At 72.0% G+C, this 17,853-nt stretch carries 14 protein-coding genes, 2 tRNA genes and 1 riboswitch; of the genes, 5 read left to right on the forward strand and 11 right to left on the reverse strand.

Going from position 1 to position 17,853, the window contains the following annotated elements; all coding sequences use genetic code 11:
• Nucleotides 1-217: 217 nt before the first annotated feature.
• Complete coding sequence (locus tag OU787_RS09975; protein ID WP_268659136.1) at nt 218-2,857, reverse strand: valine--tRNA ligase; 2,640 nt, start codon at nt 2,855-2,857, stop codon at nt 218-220.
• Nucleotides 2,858-3,015: 158 nt separating this feature from the next.
• Here OU787_RS09975 and OU787_RS09980 point away from each other — a divergent pair, with 158 nt between their 5' ends.
• The gene (locus OU787_RS09980) at nt 3,016-3,948 is read left to right on the forward strand and encodes a hypothetical protein (RefSeq protein WP_268659137.1); all 933 of its coding nucleotides are present in this window, start codon (nt 3,016-3,018) and stop codon (nt 3,946-3,948) included.
• A gap of 45 nt (nt 3,949-3,993) precedes the next feature.
• Entirely contained in the window at nt 3,994-4,806 is an 813-nt protein-coding gene (locus OU787_RS09985) for a hypothetical protein (protein WP_268659138.1), read from the forward strand.
• A gap of 103 nt (nt 4,807-4,909) precedes the next feature.
• Here OU787_RS09985 and clpX read toward each other — a convergent pair whose 3' ends face one another.
• From clpX to OU787_RS10010, 5 genes are all read right to left on the reverse strand, one after another.
• Nucleotides 4,910-6,196, reverse strand: coding sequence for an ATP-dependent Clp protease ATP-binding subunit ClpX (gene clpX, locus OU787_RS09990; RefSeq protein ID WP_014135752.1), 1,287 nt, complete (start codon nt 6,194-6,196; stop codon nt 4,910-4,912).
• A 279-nt stretch (nt 6,197-6,475) separates the two neighbouring features.
• On the reverse strand, nt 6,476-7,138 hold the full coding sequence (locus tag OU787_RS09995; RefSeq protein ID WP_030458250.1) for an ATP-dependent Clp protease proteolytic subunit: 663 nt from the start codon (nt 7,136-7,138) through the stop codon (nt 6,476-6,478).
• 44 nt (nt 7,139-7,182) lie between these two features.
• Complete coding sequence (locus OU787_RS10000; RefSeq protein WP_051816579.1) at nt 7,183-7,812, reverse strand: ATP-dependent Clp protease proteolytic subunit; 630 nt, start codon at nt 7,810-7,812, stop codon at nt 7,183-7,185.
• A 235-nt stretch (nt 7,813-8,047) separates the two neighbouring features.
• The gene (gene tig / locus OU787_RS10005; protein ID WP_268659139.1) at nt 8,048-9,448 is read right to left on the reverse strand and encodes a trigger factor; all 1,401 of its coding nucleotides are present in this window, start codon (nt 9,446-9,448) and stop codon (nt 8,048-8,050) included.
• Nucleotides 9,449-9,651: 203 nt separating this feature from the next.
• Nucleotides 9,652-9,725 (reverse strand) — tRNA-Pro (locus tag OU787_RS10010).
• A gap of 149 nt (nt 9,726-9,874) precedes the next feature.
• Here OU787_RS10010 and OU787_RS10015 point away from each other — a divergent pair.
• Nucleotides 9,875-9,948: transfer RNA gene (locus OU787_RS10015), tRNA-Gly, on the forward strand.
• A 164-nt stretch (nt 9,949-10,112) separates the two neighbouring features.
• Here OU787_RS10015 and OU787_RS10020 read toward each other — a convergent pair.
• The 3 genes from OU787_RS10020 to OU787_RS10030 form a co-directional block, all read right to left on the reverse strand.
• Entirely contained in the window at nt 10,113-11,126 is a 1,014-nt protein-coding gene (locus OU787_RS10020; RefSeq protein WP_268659140.1) for a M23 family metallopeptidase, read from the reverse strand.
• Between the two features lie 5 nt (nt 11,127-11,131).
• A riboswitch (cyclic di-AMP (ydaO/yuaA leader) is annotated at nt 11,132-11,251 on the reverse strand.
• A 405-nt stretch (nt 11,252-11,656) separates the two neighbouring features.
• The gene (locus OU787_RS10025) at nt 11,657-11,851 is read right to left on the reverse strand and encodes a hypothetical protein (RefSeq protein ID WP_030458254.1); all 195 of its coding nucleotides are present in this window, start codon (nt 11,849-11,851) and stop codon (nt 11,657-11,659) included.
• Nucleotides 11,852-12,308: 457 nt separating this feature from the next.
• Nucleotides 12,309-13,511 (reverse strand): PP2C family protein-serine/threonine phosphatase, encoded by a 1,203-nt coding sequence (locus OU787_RS10030; protein ID WP_369794899.1) that lies wholly within the window; start codon nt 13,509-13,511, stop codon nt 12,309-12,311.
• 163 nt (nt 13,512-13,674) lie between these two features.
• Here OU787_RS10030 and OU787_RS10035 point away from each other — a divergent pair, with 163 nt between their 5' ends.
• Nucleotides 13,675-14,928: a GNAT family N-acetyltransferase gene (locus OU787_RS10035; protein WP_268659141.1), complete on the forward strand. Its 1,254-nt coding sequence runs from the start codon at nt 13,675-13,677 to the stop codon at nt 14,926-14,928.
• Nucleotides 14,929-14,971: 43 nt separating this feature from the next.
• Here the strand turns inward: OU787_RS10035 and OU787_RS10040 are convergent, their stop codons facing one another.
• The gene (locus OU787_RS10040) at nt 14,972-15,457 is read right to left on the reverse strand and encodes a ribose-5-phosphate isomerase (protein ID WP_030458257.1); all 486 of its coding nucleotides are present in this window, start codon (nt 15,455-15,457) and stop codon (nt 14,972-14,974) included.
• 71 nt (nt 15,458-15,528) lie between these two features.
• Nucleotides 15,529-16,125, reverse strand: coding sequence for a biotin transporter BioY (locus OU787_RS10045; protein ID WP_268659142.1), 597 nt, complete (start codon nt 16,123-16,125; stop codon nt 15,529-15,531).
• A gap of 277 nt (nt 16,126-16,402) precedes the next feature.
• Between OU787_RS10045 and OU787_RS10050 the strand changes: the two genes are divergently transcribed.
• On the forward strand, nt 16,403-17,812 hold the full coding sequence (locus OU787_RS10050; protein WP_268659143.1) for an amino acid permease: 1,410 nt from the start codon (nt 16,403-16,405) through the stop codon (nt 17,810-17,812).
• Nucleotides 17,813-17,853: the final 41 nt, after the last annotated feature.

A 17,853-nucleotide genomic window follows, 5' to 3' on the forward strand; every position in this document is an offset into this window, starting at 1 on the left:
TCCGGTGTGCAAAGGTCGCTGAACGCGCGGGGGTGGGCAACGCAATGCATTCCAAATGGCGCGGGCCGCCAATTGCCGCGTAATGACGCCGAATAGGGGGTGCGTCATCAGTACCGCGACGCGCGGGCAAGGGAATTGACAGACCGCCGGGAACAACTCGGGAAAAGGCGGAGGGCCGCCGCCCCCGGGGGGAGCGACGGCCCTTCCTGACGTGCGGTCAGCCCTGCGGCAGCGCCGCGAGCTGGGCGGTGATCCGCTCGATGTCGGCCTCGGCGGCCGCCAGCCGGGTGCGGATCTTGGCGACCACCTCGTCCGGCGCCTTGGCCAGGAAGGCCTCGTTGCCGAGCTTGCCGTTGGCCTGCGCCTTCTCCTTCTCGGCCGCCGCCAAGTCCTTCTGCAGGCGCTTGCGTTCGGCCGGGACGTCGATGGTGCCGGACAGGTCGAGCTCGACCGTCGTACCGGCCACCGGGAGCGCGGCGGTGGCGTGGAAGCCCTCCTCCGGCTGCGTCAGGCGCAGCAGCGAGCGGATCGCGGCCTCGTGCGCCTCCAGCCGGTGGCCGGCCAACTCCAGCCGGGCCGGGACCTTCTGGGTGTCGCGCAGGTTCTGGTCGTTGCGGAAGCGGCGGATCTCGGTGACCACCTGCTGCAGCTGGGTGATCTCCGACTCGGCGTCGGCGTCCCGGTAGCCGGAGTCCTTCGGCCACTCGGCGACGACCACCGACTCGGCGCCGGTCAGCGCCGTCCACAGCGCGTCGGTGACGAACGGGACGATCGGGTGCAGCAGGCGCAGCGTCACGTCCAGCACCTCGCCGAGGACCCGGCGGGCGCGGTCGGCCTGCTCGCCGCCCTTGTTCAGCGTGGTCTTGGAGAGCTCGACGTACCAGTCGAAGACCTCGTCCCAGGCGAAGTGGAACAGCGCGTCGGAGACCTTGGCGAACTCGAAGTCCTCGTACAGCGCGTCGACTTCGGCGACCGTGGCGTTCAGCCGGGACAGGATCCAGCGGTCCGCGGCGGTGAGCTCCTCCGGCGCGGGCAGCGGGCCCTGGACGGTGGCGCCGTTCATCAGGGCGAAGCGGGTGGCGTTCCAGATCTTGTTGCAGAAGTTCCGCGCGCCCTTGACCCAGTCCTCGCCGATCGGCACGTCGGCGCCGGGGTTGGCGCCGCGGGCCAGGGTGAAGCGGACGGCGTCGGCGCCGTAGGCGTCCATCCAGTCCAGCGGGTCGACGGCGGTGCCGGAGGACTTCGACATCTTCTTGCCGAACTGGTCGCGGACCAGGCCGGTCAGCGCGATGGTCTTGAACGGGATCTCGCCGTCCATCGCGTACAGGCCGAACATCATCATCCGGGCGACCCAGAAGAAGATGATGTCGTGGCCGGTCAGCAGCACGTCGGTCGGGTAGAACTTCTCCAGGTCCGGGGTCTTCTCCGGCCAGCCGAGGGTGGAGAACGGCCACAGGCCGGAGGAGAACCAGGTGTCCAGGACGTCCGGGTCCTGGGTCCAGCCCTCGCCGGTGGGGGGCTGCTCGTCCGGGCCGACGCAGACGACCTCGCCGTCCGGGCCGTACCAGACCGGGATCCGGTGGCCCCACCAGAGCTGGCGCGAGATGCACCAGTCGTACATGTTGTCGACCCAGTCGAAGTAGCGGCGCTCCAGCTCCTTCGGGTGGATCTCGACCCGGCCGTCGCGGACCGCGTCGCCCGCGGCCTGCGCCAGCGGGGCGACCTTGACCCACCACTGCAGCGACAGCCGCGGCTCGACCACGGTGTGGCAGCGCGAGCAGTGGCCGACCGCGTGGTCGTAGGGGCGCTTCTCGGCGACGATCCGCCCCTGCTCGCGCAGCGCGCCGACCACGGCGGCGCGGGCGTCGTGCCGGTCCAGGCCGAGGAACGGGCCGTGCACCGTGATGGTGCCGCGCTCGTCCATCACCGTCAGGTTCGGCAGGTCGTGGCGCTGGCCGATCGCGAAGTCGTTCGGGTCGTGCGCCGGGGTCACCTTGACGGCGCCGGTGCCGAACTCCGGGTCGACGTGCTCGTCGGCGACGACCGGGATCTCACGGTCCGTCAGCGGCAGCTTGACCGTCCGGCCGACCAGGTGCGCGTAGCGCTCGTCGGACGGGTGGACGGCGATCGCGGTGTCGCCCAGCAGGGTCTCGGCCCGGGTGGTGGCGACCACGATCGAGTCCTCGCCGTCGCCGTAGCGGATCGAGACCAGCTCGCCCGGGACGTCCTCGTGGTTGACCTCGATGTCGGAGAGCGCGGTCAGGCAGCGCGGGCACCAGTTGATGATGCGCTCGGCGCGGTAGATCAGGCCGTCGTCGAAGAGCTTCTTGAAGATGGTCTGGACGGCCTGGGAGAGGCCCTCGTCCATGGTGAAGCGCTCGCGGGACCAGTCGACGCCGTCGCCGAGGCGGCGCATCTGGCCGAGGATCCGGCCGCCGTAGTTCTCCTTCCACTCCCAGACCTTGTCGACGAAGGCCTCCCGGCCCAGGTCGTGCCGGGACAGGCCGGCCTCGGCGAGCTGCTGCTCCACCTTGTTCTGGGTGGCGATGCCCGCGTGGTCCATGCCCGGGAGCCAGAGCGCCTCGAAGCCGAGCATCCGCTTGCGGCGGGTCAGCGCGTCCATCAGCGTGTGCTGGAAGGCGTGGCCCAGGTGCAGCGCGCCGGTGACGTTCGGGGGCGGGATGACGATGGTGTACGCCGGCTTCTCGCTCTTCGCGTCGGCCGTGAAGTAACCGCGCTCCACCCAGCGCTCGTACAGCTCGCCCTCTACCTCGGCCGGGGCGTAGGTCGTCGGGAGGGTGGCTGCGTCGTCCCCGGCGTGGGAGTTCACGGGGCGCTGGTTCGTCGTGTCGGTCACGACGAACAGTTTACGGAAGGCGGGACCGCGGTTACGAACCGATTGTGTCCGGACCACTCGGGCGCGGTGGGGGGGCCGTACGATAGCGTGCCGCATACTCGACCACTCAACCGACCACAGGGCCGCGCAACTCGTAAGCGGCGGGGGAGACGACGACGATGTACGGCCAGGGGCAGGGACCGCAGCAGTATCCGCAGGGGCAGCCGCAACAGCCTTACGGCGCTCCCCCGCCGCAGCCCGGCTACGGCCAGCCGCCGGCCTACGGCGCCCCCCAGCCGCCCGCGTACGGTGCCCCGCAGCAGCAGCCCCCCGGCTACGGCTACCCGCAGCAGCAGCCCCCGGCCCCGCAGCCCGGCTACGGCCAGCCGCCGCAGGCCCCCCAGCAGTGGGGCGCGCCCCAGCAGCCCGGCTACGGCGGCTACCCGCCGCCGCCCGCGCCGTCCAAGGGGAAGGGCGGCATCATCGCGCTGGTGGTCGTGCTGGGCGTGGTCGCGGTCGGCGGCGGTCTGTGGTGGGGGCTGAAGGGCGGCAGCGGCGGCGGTTCGGACACCGCCGGCAAGTACAAGCTCGCGGTGCAGGACAGCGTGGCCGGCTACACCAAGAAGTCGTCCAACGAGAAGGGCGAGCTGAAGGGCCTGGAGGCCATCGGCACCTTCGAGGGCTCGCTGAGCGTCACCTACCAGAAGAACACCACCGACCTGGCCAGCTTCGGCGGCAGTTGGGGCACCGTGAAGGACCCCGGCAAGGCGATGGACGCCCTGGTCGCCAAGATGAACGACGCGATGAACAGCTCGGACGAGTCCGGCGGCTCCGGCAGCGGCGGCAAGGCGGTCTGGAAGCAGAAGCTGACCGACGTCGACGCCAACGACCCCAAGGACTCCGGCAGCCAGCTGCGCTGCGGCTCCCTCGGCGCCGAGGGCGGCAGTTCCTCCGCCGCCGCGCAGAGCGTGCCGGTGTGCGTGTTCGCCACGCACTCCACCATCGGCACCGTGACGACCAGCAGCCTCGACCCCAAGGGCAAGCAGCTCTCCGTCGACCAGGTGGCCGCGCTGGCCCGCCAGCTCCGGGACGCCTCCACCGTCGCCAAGTAGGACCCCCCACCAGCACCACCTTCACGTGTGAACGGAGCACCAGCCGTGTCCGACAACCAGTTCGGCCCGCCGCAGCCCGGTTTCGGGCCGCCGCAGACCCCCGGCGCCCCGATACCCCCGCAGGGCGCGCCCGCCCCGCAGGCCGGATACGGCTACCCCGGCCCGCAGCAGCAGCCGCCGCAGCAGTCCTGGGGCGGCGCCGCGCTGCCGCAGCAGGGCTACCCGGCCGGTGCGCCCGGCGGCTTCCCGCCCGGGTACCCGGCTCCGCAGAAGAAGTCCCGCAAGGGCCTGTGGATCACGCTGTCCGTGGTCTCCGCGGTGATCCTGGCCGGCGCCGGCGTGGTCGGCTACTTCGCCTACGACACCGTCTCGAAGACCGGCAAGTACAAGGTCGTCATGCCCCCGACCTTCCAGGGCATGAGCAGCGAGGCCGGCGCGGACACCGCGCAGCAGATGGCCGAGCAGATGAAGCAGGACACCGCCGCCGACCCGGACTCGCTCCAGCCGGAGCAGACCGTCGCCGCGCTCTACGCCACGGAGGACGGCAGCCGGGTGGTGATCGCGGCCGGCGCCTACGGCAAGGTCTCCCGGCCGTCCGCCCAGGTCGACCAGCAGTTCAAGGACATGGAGAAGGAGGGTGACACCGTCACCCAGAAGAAGTCGGTGGACGCCGGTCCGCTCGGCGGCTCGATGTCCTGCGCCATGGTCAAGAGCAGCGACACCCCGGACCTCGCGGTCTGCGTCTGGGCCGACTACTCCTCCGTGGTGCTGGTGATGGAGAAGTCCGACAGCGTCGACCTCGACAAGGCCGCCGCCGACACCCGCGAGCTGCGCCAGGCCGCCGAGGTGCTCAAGTAGCCTTCGCCGCAAGGCGGTTGGGCGGCCCGGAGGCCGCACGCGGAAGGGGCCCCGCACCGGTCGACCGGTGCGGGGCCCCTTTCCGTTCGGGCCGGGCGGCGCCTCAGGCGCTCTTCTCCCGGCGCTCGCGCTTGATCATGTCGCGCGGGACCAGGGTCGGGATGGCGTGCTTGGAGACGACGTCCCCGGTGACCACCACGCGGGCGACGTCCTGCCGGGACGGCACCTCGTACATCACGGACATCAGCACCTCCTCCATGATGGCCCGCAGACCGCGCGCGCCGGTGCCGCGCAGGATCGCCTGGTCGGCGATCGCCTCCAGCGCGTCCCGGGTGAACTCCAGCTCCACGCCGTCGAGTTCGAACAGCTTGCGGTACTGCTTCACCAGCGCGTTCTTCGGCTCGGTGAGGATCTGCAGCAGCGCCTCGCGGTCCAGGTTGTGCACGCTGGTGATGACGGGGAGGCGGCCGATGAACTCCGGGATCATCCCGAACTTCACCAGGTCCTCCGGCATCACCTGGCGGAAGTGGTCCGCCGAGTCCACCTCGCGCTTGGAGCGGATGGTCGCGCCGAAGCCGATGCCCTTGGCGCCGGCCCGGCCCTCGATGATCCGCTCCAGGCCCGCGAACGCACCGCCCACGATGAACAGCACGTTGGTGGTGTCGATCTGGATGAACTCCTGGTGCGGGTGCTTGCGGCCGCCCTGCGGCGGCACCGAGGCGGTGGTGCCCTCCAGGATCTTCAGCAGCGCCTGCTGCACGCCCTCGCCGGAGACGTCCCGGGTGATCGACGGGTTCTCGCTCTTGCGGGCGACCTTGTCGATCTCGTCGATGTAGATGATCCCGGTCTCGGCCTTCTTGACGTCGTAGTCGGCCGCCTGGATCAGCTTCAGCAGGATGTTCTCGACGTCCTCGCCGACGTAGCCGGCCTCGGTCAGCGCGGTGGCGTCCGCGATGGCGAACGGCACGTTCAGCATCCGGGCCAGGGTCTGCGCGAGCAGCGTCTTGCCGGAGCCGGTCGGGCCCAGCAGCAGGATGTTGGACTTGGCCAGCTCGATCGCGTCGTCCCGGCCGCTGCCGGAACGGCCGGCCTCGCCGGCCTGGACGCGCTTGTAGTGGTTGTAGACCGCGACCGACAGCGCCTTCTTGGCGAGGTCCTGGCCGACCACGTACTGGTCCAGGAACTCGTAGATCTCGCGGGGCTTCGGGAGTTCCTCGAAGCGCACCTCGGAGCTCTCGGCGAGCTCCTCCTCGATGATCTCGTTGCACAGGTCGATGCACTCGTCGCAGATGTACACGCCTGGCCCGGCGATCAGCTTCTTCACCTGCTTCTGCGACTTGCCGCAGAACGAGCACTTGAGCAGGTCGCCACCGTCTCCGATGCGTGCCACGAGGTGCTTCCCCTTCGCCAGGGGCCCCGCGGGGGTCGGGGCCTGGTGCTGTGAGACCGGCTTCGCCGTCGGCGGTCGGTCTGGTATCCGACGGTACTCTGCCGAGCCGCTGTTTCCGCCGACTTCGACCGCTCTGCCCTACGCCCTGGGCGAATTGATACCGAACAGATGCCGTCGCGGGCGCATGGACCCGACTGCCCATTGTGCGGGACGCAAGCCCGGACCGGAACGCCCCGGGGCGGGGCGTACGTCACGTACGCACCGCCCCGGGGCGGGGGTTCAGTCGGTGTAGGAGTTCTTCCGGGTCGAGACGATCTGGTCGATCAGCCCGTACTCCAGCGACTCCTCGGCGGTGAGGATCTTGTCGCGCTCGATGTCCTCGCGGACCTGGTCGACCGACTTGGTCGAGTGCTTGGCCAGCATGGTCTCCAGCTGCTCGCGCATCCGGAAGATCTCCTTGGCCTGGATCTCCAGGTCCGACACCTGGCCGCGGCCGGTCTCGGTGTACGGCTGGTGGATCAGCACCCGGGCGTTCGGCAGCGCGAGGCGCTTGCCGGGGGTGCCCGCGGCCAGGATCACCGCGGCGGCCGAGGCGGCCTGGCCCATGCAGACCGTCTGGATGTCCGGCTTCACGAACTGCATGGTGTCGTAGATCGCGGTCAGCGCGGTGAACGAGCCGCCGGGCGAGTTGATGTAGAGCGAGATGTCCCGGTCCGGGTCCATCGACTCCAGGCAGATCAGCTGCGCCATGATGTCGTTCGCCGAGACGTCGTCCACCTGCGAGCCGAGGAAGATGATGCGCTCCTCGAACAGCTTGGCGTACGGGTCGTACTCGCGGATGCCCTGCGAGGTGCGCTCGACGAAGCGCGGGACGATGTAGCGGCCCTCGGCGCGCATGTCCTCCAGGCGGGCCTGGGCACCGGACAGGCTGGGGATGTTCATGGTTTCTGGTCCTCCGAAGCGTGCGGTCAGGGTTGCGATGCCGGTCAGCCGGCCAGGCCCGCGCCGGTGCCGCCGCCACCGGGGACGTCCGCGGCGCTGTGCATGATCTCGTCGATCAGGCCGTACGCCTTGGCCTCCTCCGGGGTGAACCAGCGGTCGCGGTCGGAGTCCGCGGTGATCTGCTCGAAGGACTGGCCGCTGTGGTGCGCGATGAGCTCGGACATCCGCTTCTTGGTGCGCAGCAGCTGCTCGGCCTGGATCCGGATGTCGGTGGCGGAGCCGCCGAGGCCCGCGGAGGGCTGGTGCATCAGGATGTTGGCGTTCGGCAGCGAGAAGCGCTTGCCCTTGGCGCCCGCGGTCAACAGGAACTGGCCCATCGACGCCGCCATGCCCATCGCGATGGTGACCACGTCGTTCTTGATGTACTGCATGGTGTCGTAGATCGCCATGCCGGCCGAGATGGATCCACCCGGGGAGTTGATGTAGAGGTAGATGTCCTTCTCGGGGTCCGCCGCGAGCAGCAGCAGCTGGGCGGTGATCTTGTTGGCGATGTCGTCGTCGACCTGCTGGCCGAGGAAGATGATGCGCTCGTTGAGCAGCCGGTTGTAGACCTGGTCGCCCAGGCCGCCACCCACGTCGCCGCCGGCGGCGTGCGGTGCCATCGGGCCAGGCATCTGCATCTGCGGGAACGTCACTTAGCCACCTGCTCAGTCGATCTGCGTGTGTGTCGCTGTCCACCGACCCTAACGCGCAGGCCCCGCCGCTGAATCCCCCACGCAGAACTGTTCGCTGTGAGCGCAGGGTGAGCGGGCCGGGGCCGTCCGGAGCGCGCGAACGGGCCCGGACACCGTGCGGTGTCCGGGCCCGTTCCCGGTCAGACGTCCCGTCGGTGGCCGACGGTCACGAGGCTCAGGCCTCGGCGGACTTCTCGGTGGTCTCCTCCGCGGCGGCCTCGGTGGCCTCGGCAGCCTCGGTGGTCTCCTCCTCGTCGTCCTCGAAGGAGACGGTCTCGCCGTTGGTGTCGGTCACCTTGGCGGCCTCGACCACCAGGGCCAGCGCCTTGCCGCGGGCGACCTCGCCGACCAGCAGCTGCACCTGGCCGCCCTGGACGACCTGCTGGGCGAACTGGTCCGGGGTCAGGCCGGAGCCGGCGGCGCGGCGGATGAGGTGCTCGGTGAGCTCCTCCTGGTTGACGCCCAGCTCCTCGTTCTTGACGATCTGGTCCAGCACGAACTGGGTCTTGATGCCCTTCTTCGCCTGCTCCTCGGTCTCCTTCTCGTAGTCCTCGCGGGACTTGTCCTGGGAGGCGAGGTAGGTGTCGAGGGTCAGGCCCATCGGCTCCAGCTGGTGGTGCTCCAGGTTGTGCTTGCGGGTGCCGATCTCGTCCGCGAGCAGCTTCTCCGGGTACTCCATCTCGACCCGCGCGAGCAGCTCGTCGAGGACCTTCTCCTGGGCCTGGGTGGCCTGGTCGAACTCCTTCATGCGCTCCAGGCGCTTGACGGAGTCGGCACGGAGCTCCTCCAGGGTGTCGAACTCGCTCGCCAGCTGCGCGAACTCGTCGTCCAGCTCCGGGAGTTCCTTCTCCTGGACGGTGGTCACGGTGACGGTGACCTCGGAGTCCTTGCCGACCTGGGTGCCGCCCTTGAGGGTGGTGGTGAAGGTCTTGGACTCGCCGGCGGACAGGCCGACCACGGCCTCGTCGATGCCGTCCAGCAGGCGGCCGGAGCCGATCTCGTAGCTCACGCCGGTGGCGGTGCCGTCCTCCGGCACCTCGCCGTCGACCTTGGCCTCCAGGTCGACCACCACGATGTCGTTCTCGGTGGCGGCGCGCTCGACGTCCTTGACGGAGGCGAAGCGCTCGCGCAGCTGCTCGAGGGACTTCTCGACGTCCTCGTCGCCGACCACGACCGGGTCGACGACGACCTCGATCTCGGCGAACTCGGGGAGGGTGACCTCGGGGCGCACGTCGACCTCGGCGGTGAACTTGAGGTCCCCGCCGTCGGCCAGGTTCTCGACACCCTCGATGTCGGTGATGTCGGGCTGGCCCAGCACGTCGATCTGGCCCTCGTCGACGGCCTGCGTGTAGAAGCGCGGAAGCGCGTCGTTGACGGCCTCCTCCAGCACCGCGCCACGACCGAAGCGCTGGTCGATCACCTTGTTCGGGATCTTGCCCTTGCGGAAGCCCGGAACGGTGACCTGCTGGTTGATCTTCTTGTACGCCGCGTCGAGGCTGGGCTTGAGCTCCTCGAAGGGCACCTCGACGGTGAGTCGAACCCGAGTGGGGTTCAGAGTCTCGACGGCGCTCTTCACGGTTGGGTCTCCTAGGGGGCTTGCGGTCAGGGCGATAGGCGGTTGGGGCTGCAATGCTGTCCGTACTACCGCCAGCGGTCCATCCTACCGGTACCACGAAAGCGACTGTGCCCGGCACCTGGGTGCGGACGGGAGCGGGGACGGCGGCGCCGGGCCGCAACGACAACAGGGCCCCGCCGCCGACGAGACCCTGCCGCACACGGTCGGGGTGACCGGATTCGAACCGACGGCCTTCCGCTCCCAAAGCGGACGCGCTACCAAACTGCGCCACACCCCGTGGTGCCGAGCAGAAGAGTACACGTCGACCCGCCCCCGACCGGGGCGATATCGGCGAGCCGACAACGGGGAAGGAGTGTGCAATCCACCGACCCGACCAGGTACGCTGGGGCCGTCCTCACCACCGCTGCGGTGGCGGGGCGCTTCCCTGCGGGTGTAGCTCAATGGTAGAGCCCCAGTCTTCCAAACTGGTCACGCGAGTTCGATTCTCGTCACCCGCTCCACGACAAGGCCCCGACCGCGACGCGGTCGGGGCCTTCGCCGTTCCCCGCCCGCGGGCGGCCCCTCCCCTCCGTCCCGGCCCCGGATCCCCTCCGTCCCGGCCCCCGGACGGCCCGAAGGCCCCGCGCAGCCGAGCGCGGGGCCTTCGGGGGTGTGGTGCCGGGGGTCAGACGTTGACGCCGTGGGCGGCCAGGTAGGCGACCGGGTCGATGTCGGAGCCGTAGTCCGGGGTGGTGCGGATCTCGAAGTGCAGGTGCGGGCCGGTGACGTTGCCGGTGGCGCCGGACAGGCCGATCTGCTGTCCCGCCGTCACGGACTGGCCGGCCGAGACGGAGATCGAGGAGAGGTGCGCGTACTGGGCGTACTTGCCGTCGGCGAGCTTGATGACGACCTGGTTGCCGTAGGCGCCGCCGTTGCCGGCCGAGACCACGGTGCCGTTGGCGACGGCCTTGAGGCTGGTGCCGGTGGAGACCGGGAAGTCGATGCCGGTGTGGTAGCCGCTGGACCAGTTGGAGCCCGCCACCTTGTAACCGGTGGTGACGCTGCCCGGCGCGGGGGCGACGTAGCCGGAGGAGGAGCTCGCGGCGGAGCTGCCGGAGGTGGTGGCGGTCGACGACTTCGCGGCGGACGAGGAGGAGGACGAGGACGCCGACTTCTGGGTCGGGGCCTGGGTCTGCGTCTGGGTCTGCGCCTTGGCCTTCGCGGTGCCGGTGCTGCTCGACTTGGTCGAGGTCTTCGGGGCGGCGGCGGGGGCCGCGGCGTCCGAGGAGGAGGCGGCCGGGGCGGACGAAGTCGCCGCGGCGGCCTGGCCGTTGACGGTCAGCTGCTGGCCCGGGTAGATCAGGTTCGGGTTGCCGCCGATGACCGAGCGGTTGTCCTGGTAGAGCTTCTCCCAGCCGCCGTCCACGTTCTTCGCGGCGGCAATCTTGGAGAGGGTGTCGCCGGAGGCGACCTTGTAGGTCTCGGCGGCCTGCTGGGCGGCGGAGCCGGTGGTGTCGGCGACGGGAGTGGCGTCGACCGAGACGTTGGCCCACTGGCGGCCGCCGTCGTGCTGGTCGGCGGTGTGCGCGGAGGCGGCGGTGACCGGGAGGCCGACCGCGGCGCCGGCGACGCCGGCGGCGATGGCGATGCGGACGACGGTGGCCAGGCGCGGCTTGCGGTGCTTGCCCTGAGCGGACATGAAGCTGTTCCTCTCCGACGCCTGCGAGGTGAGCTGTCGGGTTCGGGCGAGAGTTGCCCGGCCGCGGTCTCCGCGGCTTCACCCCGAGCCGTCCCCGTGCGTTCCGGGTCCGGCGTACTACCTGTGGTTCCCCCGCTCCTGCCGTGGCGTGGTCTCTGGTCGGCACCGGGCGGCGGCAGGACTAGGCGTTCCGCTCGGCGGCCAGCCCGGCCGATGTCCGGGCTGCGGAGGAAGCAAAACCCACGGTTCGCGGAGCTGGCAAGCGCCGGTAGGCCCCGGTCCCGGGATCGGGAGGGGGCTGACGGTCCGCCAGGTCACGCTCCGCCGACGGCGGGCTGCGGTGCGCGTACGGGATCATGACGATGCGCCCACGAACCACATACGGTGGGCGACTTCGGCCACCGTATGCGCCCGGGCGCTGACCTGGCGTGACGGATCGGGTGACCCTGGTCACCCGCGGGCAGGACTTTGGTCCGGAACGGGGGTGCCCCCGCCCGCCGGAACGCGCTCCCCCCGGTGCCGGCGGGGCGTCAGCCCGCGATGCCGGCGATGGCCTTGGAGACCGAGTTGAGGAACTGCTGGATCGGACCGGCCATGGTCGACTGGCTGAGCATGAAGCCGAACAGCGCGGCGACGATGGCGTGCCCGCCCTTCATCTGCTTGTTGCGGATGAAGATGGCGACGATGACGCCGAACAGGACAAGGGCGGAGACGGAGAAGGCCACCGGGACTCACTTCCTCGATTCGTGGCGGGGATTCAGGTCGGAACCGCCGACGGCTCCAGGCGGAAACCGGCCCCTGCCCCCCGTGTCCCCACCACTCCATCCGGACTCAGTGTGGTCGCTCGTGCGGACTGCGTAAAGGACTTGCCCCGTCGCCGGGGGCTCCAACCCGGGTGGTGGGACTGATTTCCGCCGACCGTGACGATAGCGGACGGGTTCTGACGGAGCGTCGGCGGGAGGCGGTCCGCGGCGGCCCGGGCGGCAAACCGGCAGGCAGGCCGGTCGGCGGCCCACCGGCCGGGCCGGGCACCGGAATTGGCCGAAGATCAACGCCCGGGTTTGACACTCCGTGGGCACTCCGTGCACACCGCTCCCCCGCACCCGGCAGCGCCTCCGGGCCACCGCCCCGCCGCCGCCCCGCCACCGCACCGGCGCCGCTCGACCGCGCCCCCGGCGGGGCTCAGCGGCGCCAGACCAGCAGCACCGCCCGGTCGTCGTTGACGTGCTTGGCCACGCTGTCGATCAGCCGGACCGCGGCCCCGGGGCGGCCGGCCGCCGGGATGGTGGCGACCAGCCGGTCGGCCTCGCCCATCAGCCGGTCCATGCCCTCGCCCAGGTCCCGGCCGGGGACCTCCACCATGCCGTCGGTGCACAGCATCAGCACGTCGCCGGGTCCCAAAGTACCGCGCACGCCCTCGAACTTGGCGCCGTCGTAGACGCCGAGCAGCGGGCCCTCGGCCTCCTTGACCTCCCAGTGGCCCGCTCCGGCCAGGCGGTGCATGCCGGGCAGGTGGCCGGCCGAGAGGAGTTCGTACTCGCCGGTGTCCAGGTCGACCACCAGGTGGACGGCGGTGGCGAAGCCCTCGGCCCAGTCCTGGCGCAGCAGGTAGCCGTTGGCGGCGGGCAGGAAGTCGTGGGCGGGCAGCGAGCCGAGCAGGCCGCCGAAGGCGCCGGAGAGCAGCAGGGCGCGGCTGCCGGCGTCCATGCCCTTGCCGGAGACGTCGGCGAGCACCACTTCGAGCACCGGGCCGGTGCGGGCGGCGACCATGAAGTCGCCGGAGAAGGACTGGCCGCCGGCCGGGCGGAGCGCGGTGTCGGTGTGCCAGCCGTCGGGCAGGTGCGGGACGCGGCCCTGCACCCGGATCCGTTCGCGCAGGTCGAAGAGCATGGTGGAGCCGCCGCGCCAGGGCACGCCGATCCGGCGGCGGAACTGGGCGACCAGCAGTCCGGCGACGCCGACCGCGCCGACCACCAGGGCGGCGCCGGGGGTGACGCCGTGGGTGTACGCCTCGGGGCGTTCGCTGGCCACCTGTTCGCCGGTGTGCACCAGCGACTCGGTGATCAGCCCGGCGGCGGCGACGGCGTACAGCAGCACCAGGGTGCCGGGGCGCAGCAGCAGCGCGCCGGCCAGCACCGGCAGCACCAGGGCGGTGGGCGGGGCCCAGTCCGGGACGAGGATGTTGAGCAGCACCAGCAGCGGGACGAGCAGGGCGAGCGCGGCGAACGCCCACCAGTCGGCGCCGTCGCCGCGGAAGTAGTCGACCCCGGTGCGGCGCAGCCTGCGCCGGGCCCGATACAGCGCCGCGCGCAGCCGGGCCGTCACGGGTTCGCGGGACGGTCCGCCGTCCCGGCCCGTCGCACTGGGACGCGCGCTGCCGACCATGGGGACCGACCTTATCCACCGCGGGTGCCCGCGTCGACGGGGCGGGTGGCACCGGGTGCAGCGGACGGTGCCGGGCCCGGCGGGTTTCGGCCGCCGGGGACACGTCGGCGGCGGGGCGGTTATTCGCTCGCCGGGGGTGGGGGGCGGTGATAGGGAGGGCGGCATGACGATTCGACACCCCGACTTGACCGTACGTCCGTTGCGCGCCGAGGAGTGGGAGAGCTGGTACCGGACGATCGACGTGGCCTTCGGCGGTGTCGAGGAGGCGCCGGAGGCCCGGGCGCTGTGGCGGGAGTTGACCGAGGTGGAGCGCTCGCTGGCGGTCTGCGAGGGCGGGCGGACGGTGGGCGGGGCGGGGGCGTTCAGCTTCCGGCTGGCGGTGCCGGGCGGGGCGGTGGTGCCGGCCGCGGGGGTGACGATGGTGGGCGTGCTGCCGACCCACCGGCGGCGCGGCGCGCTGACCGCGCTGATGCGCCGGCAGTTGGACGACGTGCGGGCGGCCGGGGAGCCGGTGGCGGTGCTGACGGCGTCCGAGCCGGTGATCTACGGCCGGTTCGGGTACGGGCCGGGCAGCCGGAAGACGGTGGTGTCGGCGCTGCGCGGCAAGGTCCGGGTGCACACCCCGGAGCGGCGCGGCGGCCTGGTGCTGCGGCTGGCCGACCCGGTGGCGGAGCTGGCGCGCTGCGAGGAGCTGTACGACCGGCTGGCCACCGGGCGGCCGGGCACCCTGGTGCGGCGGCCGGGCTGGGAGAAGCTGCCGGTGCTGGACCCGCCGGCCGACCGGAACGGCTACTCGCCGCTGCAGTGCGTGCTGGCCGAGGACCCGGACGGCGGCGAACTGCTGGGCTACGCCCGGTACGCGGTGAAGCCGGAGTGGAACGAGCGCGGCGCGGCCGGGGTGGTGCGGGTGCGGGCGGTGCAGGCGGAGCAGCCCTGGGTGTACGCCCGGCTGTGGGAGTTCCTGCTGGACCTGGACCTGACCGAGCGGGTGGAGGCGTACAACCTGCCGGTGGACGACGCGCTGCTGCACCTGGTGTCGGACGTCCGGCACCTGGCGCCGCGGATCGTGGACGGCCTGTTCGTGCGGCTGGTGGACCTGCCGGCGGCGCTGGAGGCGCGGGGGTACCCGGCGGCGGTGGACGTGGTGCTGGAGGTGACCGACGCGTTCTGCCCGTGGAACGCGGGGCGGTGGCGGCTGACGGCCGCGCCGGGCGGTCCGGTCACCTGCGTGCGGACCGACGCGGCGGCCGAACTGGAGCTGGACGTCCGCGAGTTGGGCTCGGTGTACCTGGGCGGCGGTTCGCTGGCGGCGCTGGCCGCGGCGGGCCTGGTGCGGGAGCTGCGGCCGGGGGCGCTGGAGCCGGCCGCGGCGGCGTTCCGCTCGGGCCTGGAGCCCTGGCTGCCGCACGGGTTCTGACGGCGCCTCGGGCGGGGGGACGCGCGGGCGTCCCCCCGTCCGCTCAGCCCTGCGGGTGGTGCGCCGGGATCGGCGGGAGCTCGCCGGTGGTCTCGTACTCGGACAGCATCTCGATCCGGCGGGTGTGCCGCGGCTCGCCGCTGTACGGGGTGTTGAGGAAGATCTCGACGAACTTGGTGGCCTCGTCGACGGTGTGCATCCGGCCGCCGACCGAGATCACGTTGGCGTTGTTGTGCTCGCGGCCGAGGGCGGCGGTCTGCTCGCTCCAGGCGAGGGCGGCCCGGACGCCCTTGACCTTGTTGGCGGCGATCGCCTCGCCGTTGCCGGAGCCACCGATCACCACGCCCAGCGCCTCGGGGTCGGCGGCGGTGCGCTCGGCCGCCCGGAGGCAGAACGGCGGGTAGTCGTCCTCGGCGTCGTAGATGTGCGGGCCGCAGTCGACCGGCTCGTGCCCGGCCCCCTTCAGCCACTCGACGAGGTGGTTCTTCAGTTCGTATCCGGCGTGGTCGGAGCCCAGGTAGACGCGCATGCCCACGAGTGTGACATGCCGCCGGGCCCGCTCCCCGACAGGGGCGCGGACCCGGCGGTGGTGACGGTGCGTCAGCGGCGGCCGAGCAGCTTCCAGGTGAGCGGCAGGGCGCCCATGGCGAGCACCAGCTTGAGCGCGTCGCCGACCAGGTAGGGGTACAGGCCGAGGTGGGCGGCCTTCGCCAGCGGGACGTCCAGGGCGAAGGCCAGGTAGGGCACGCCGACGGCGTAGATGGTCAGGCTGCCGAGCGCCATCGCGCCGGCGGTGGCCAGCGGGCTGCGGTCGGCGCCGCGGCGGGCCAGCGCGCCGGTCAGCGCGGCGGCCAGCACGAAGCCGATCACGTAGCCGAAGGTGGCCAGGCCGGCGCCCGAGGTGCCCTCGGCGAACCAGGGCAGGCCGGCCGCGCCGGCCGCCAGGTAGAGGCCGAGCGCGGCGGCGCCGCGGCGGGCGCCGAGCGCGGTGCCGACCAGCAGGGCGGCGAAGGTCTGGCCGGTCACCGGCACCGGGGAGCCGGGGACGGGCACCGACAGCTGCGCGGCCAGGCCGGTCAGCGCGGCGCCGCCGGCCACCAGGGCCAGGTCGCGGGTGCGCGCACCGAGCCGGGTGGACGCCTGCGGCAGCAGGTCGGCGAGGACGGCGGTGGAGGGTGTCGGCGCGGCGATGGCCATGGCTGCTCCCGGGGGTCCGATGCGGGTGATCACCTGTGAACCTACGCGGGGTCAGGTGCTTCCCGCCGCGTCGGCCGTGACAAAAGCCGACCGTCCCGGCTTGTCGGGTCCGGCCTGTGACCGAGCCCTCACCAGCACCGCGGGTGTCCGTCCCGTCGCGCTGCGTGTCCCGGCCGTCCGGATGGCGGTACCGCCCTGGGAGGCCCCGGACAGATGCCGAATAGTGGACAGATCCCCGCGAAAGCGCCCGGTAGTCGAACAGTCTGGATCCTTCCGCATGACCCGCACCCCCACTCCCGAGACGGCGGCCGCCCCGCGGCCGGGCACCGAGGACGCGGGCCTGGCCCACGGGCTGAAGCAGCGCCACCTGTCGATGATCGCGCTCGGCGGGGTGATCGGCGCCGGGCTGTTCGTCGGCTCCGGCGCCGGGATCGCCGCCGCCGGGCCGGCCGTGGTGCTGGCCTTCGCCGCCTCCGGGCTGCTGGTGATGCTGGTGATGCGGATGCTCGGCGAGATGTCCGCGGCCCGCCCGGCCTCCGGTTCCTTCTCGGTGCACGCGGACCGGGAGATCGGGCCGTGGGCCGGGTTCACCGTGGGCTGGCTGTTCTGGGTGCTGCTGTGCGTGGGCGTCGCGGTGGAGGCGATCGGCGCGGCCGGGATCGTCTCCGGCTGGCTGCCCGGCGTGCCGTCCTGGGCCTGGGTGGCGGTCTTCATGGCGTTCTTCTGCCTGACCAACCTGGCGGCCGTGCGCAACTTCGGCGAGTTCGAGTTCTGGTTCGCCGCGGTCAAGGTGCTGGCCATCACCGCCTTCCTGGTGATCGGCGTGCTGGCGGTCTGCGGCCTGCTGCCCGGCACCCCCGCGCCCGGGCTGTCCAACCTGACCGGCCACGGCGGTTTCCTGCCGGGCGGCGCGAGCGGCCTGATCACCGGCCTGCTCGCCTCGGTCTTCGCGTACGGCGGGCTGGAGACCGTCACCATCGCCGCCGCCGAGTCCGAGGACCCGCGGCGCAGCGTGGCGATCGCGGTGCGCACGGCGATGTGGCGGATCGCGCTGTTCTACGTCGGTTCGATGGCGGTGATCGTCACGCTGGTGCCGTGGGACGACCCGGCGGTGGTGAAGCCGGGACCGTACGTCGCGGTGCTGGACGCGCTGGGCATCCCCGGGGCGGCGCAGCTGATGAACGTGGTGGTGCTGATCGCGCTGCTGTCCGCGATGAACGCCAACATCTACGGCTCCTCCCGGATGGCGCACTCGCTGATCGCCCGCGGCCACGGGCCGCGCCCGCTGGCCCGGCTCTCCGGCGGGGTGCCGCGCCGGGCGGTGCTGGCCTCGTGCGGGTTCGGCTTCCTCGCGGTGCTGCTCTCCTACTGGTGGCCGGAGACGGTCTTCTCCTGGCTGCTCAACATGGTGGGCGCGGCGGTGCTGGTGGTCTGGGCGTTCATCTGCGTGGCCCAGCTGCGGATGCGCCGCCGCTCCCCGGCGGCCGAACTGCCCGTCCGGATGTGGGCGTTCCCGTACCTGACGTACCTGGCGCTGGCCGCGATCCTGGCGGTGCTGGTGCTGATGACGCTGGACTCCGCCAACCGCGTGCAGCTGTACTTCACGGCCGGGCTGACGCTGGTGCTGGCCGTGGCGGGCGCGCTGCGGAGCAGGGGGGCCGGGACGGCGGGAACCCCGCGTCCCTGACGGGGCGCGGGGTTCCCTCCCCCTTCCGCGGGGGTGCTGCT

It is taken from the genome of Kitasatospora sp. YST-16 (genome assembly GCF_026802215.1).
Lineage (GTDB): Bacteria > Actinomycetota > Actinomycetes > Streptomycetales > Streptomycetaceae > Kitasatospora > Kitasatospora cineracea.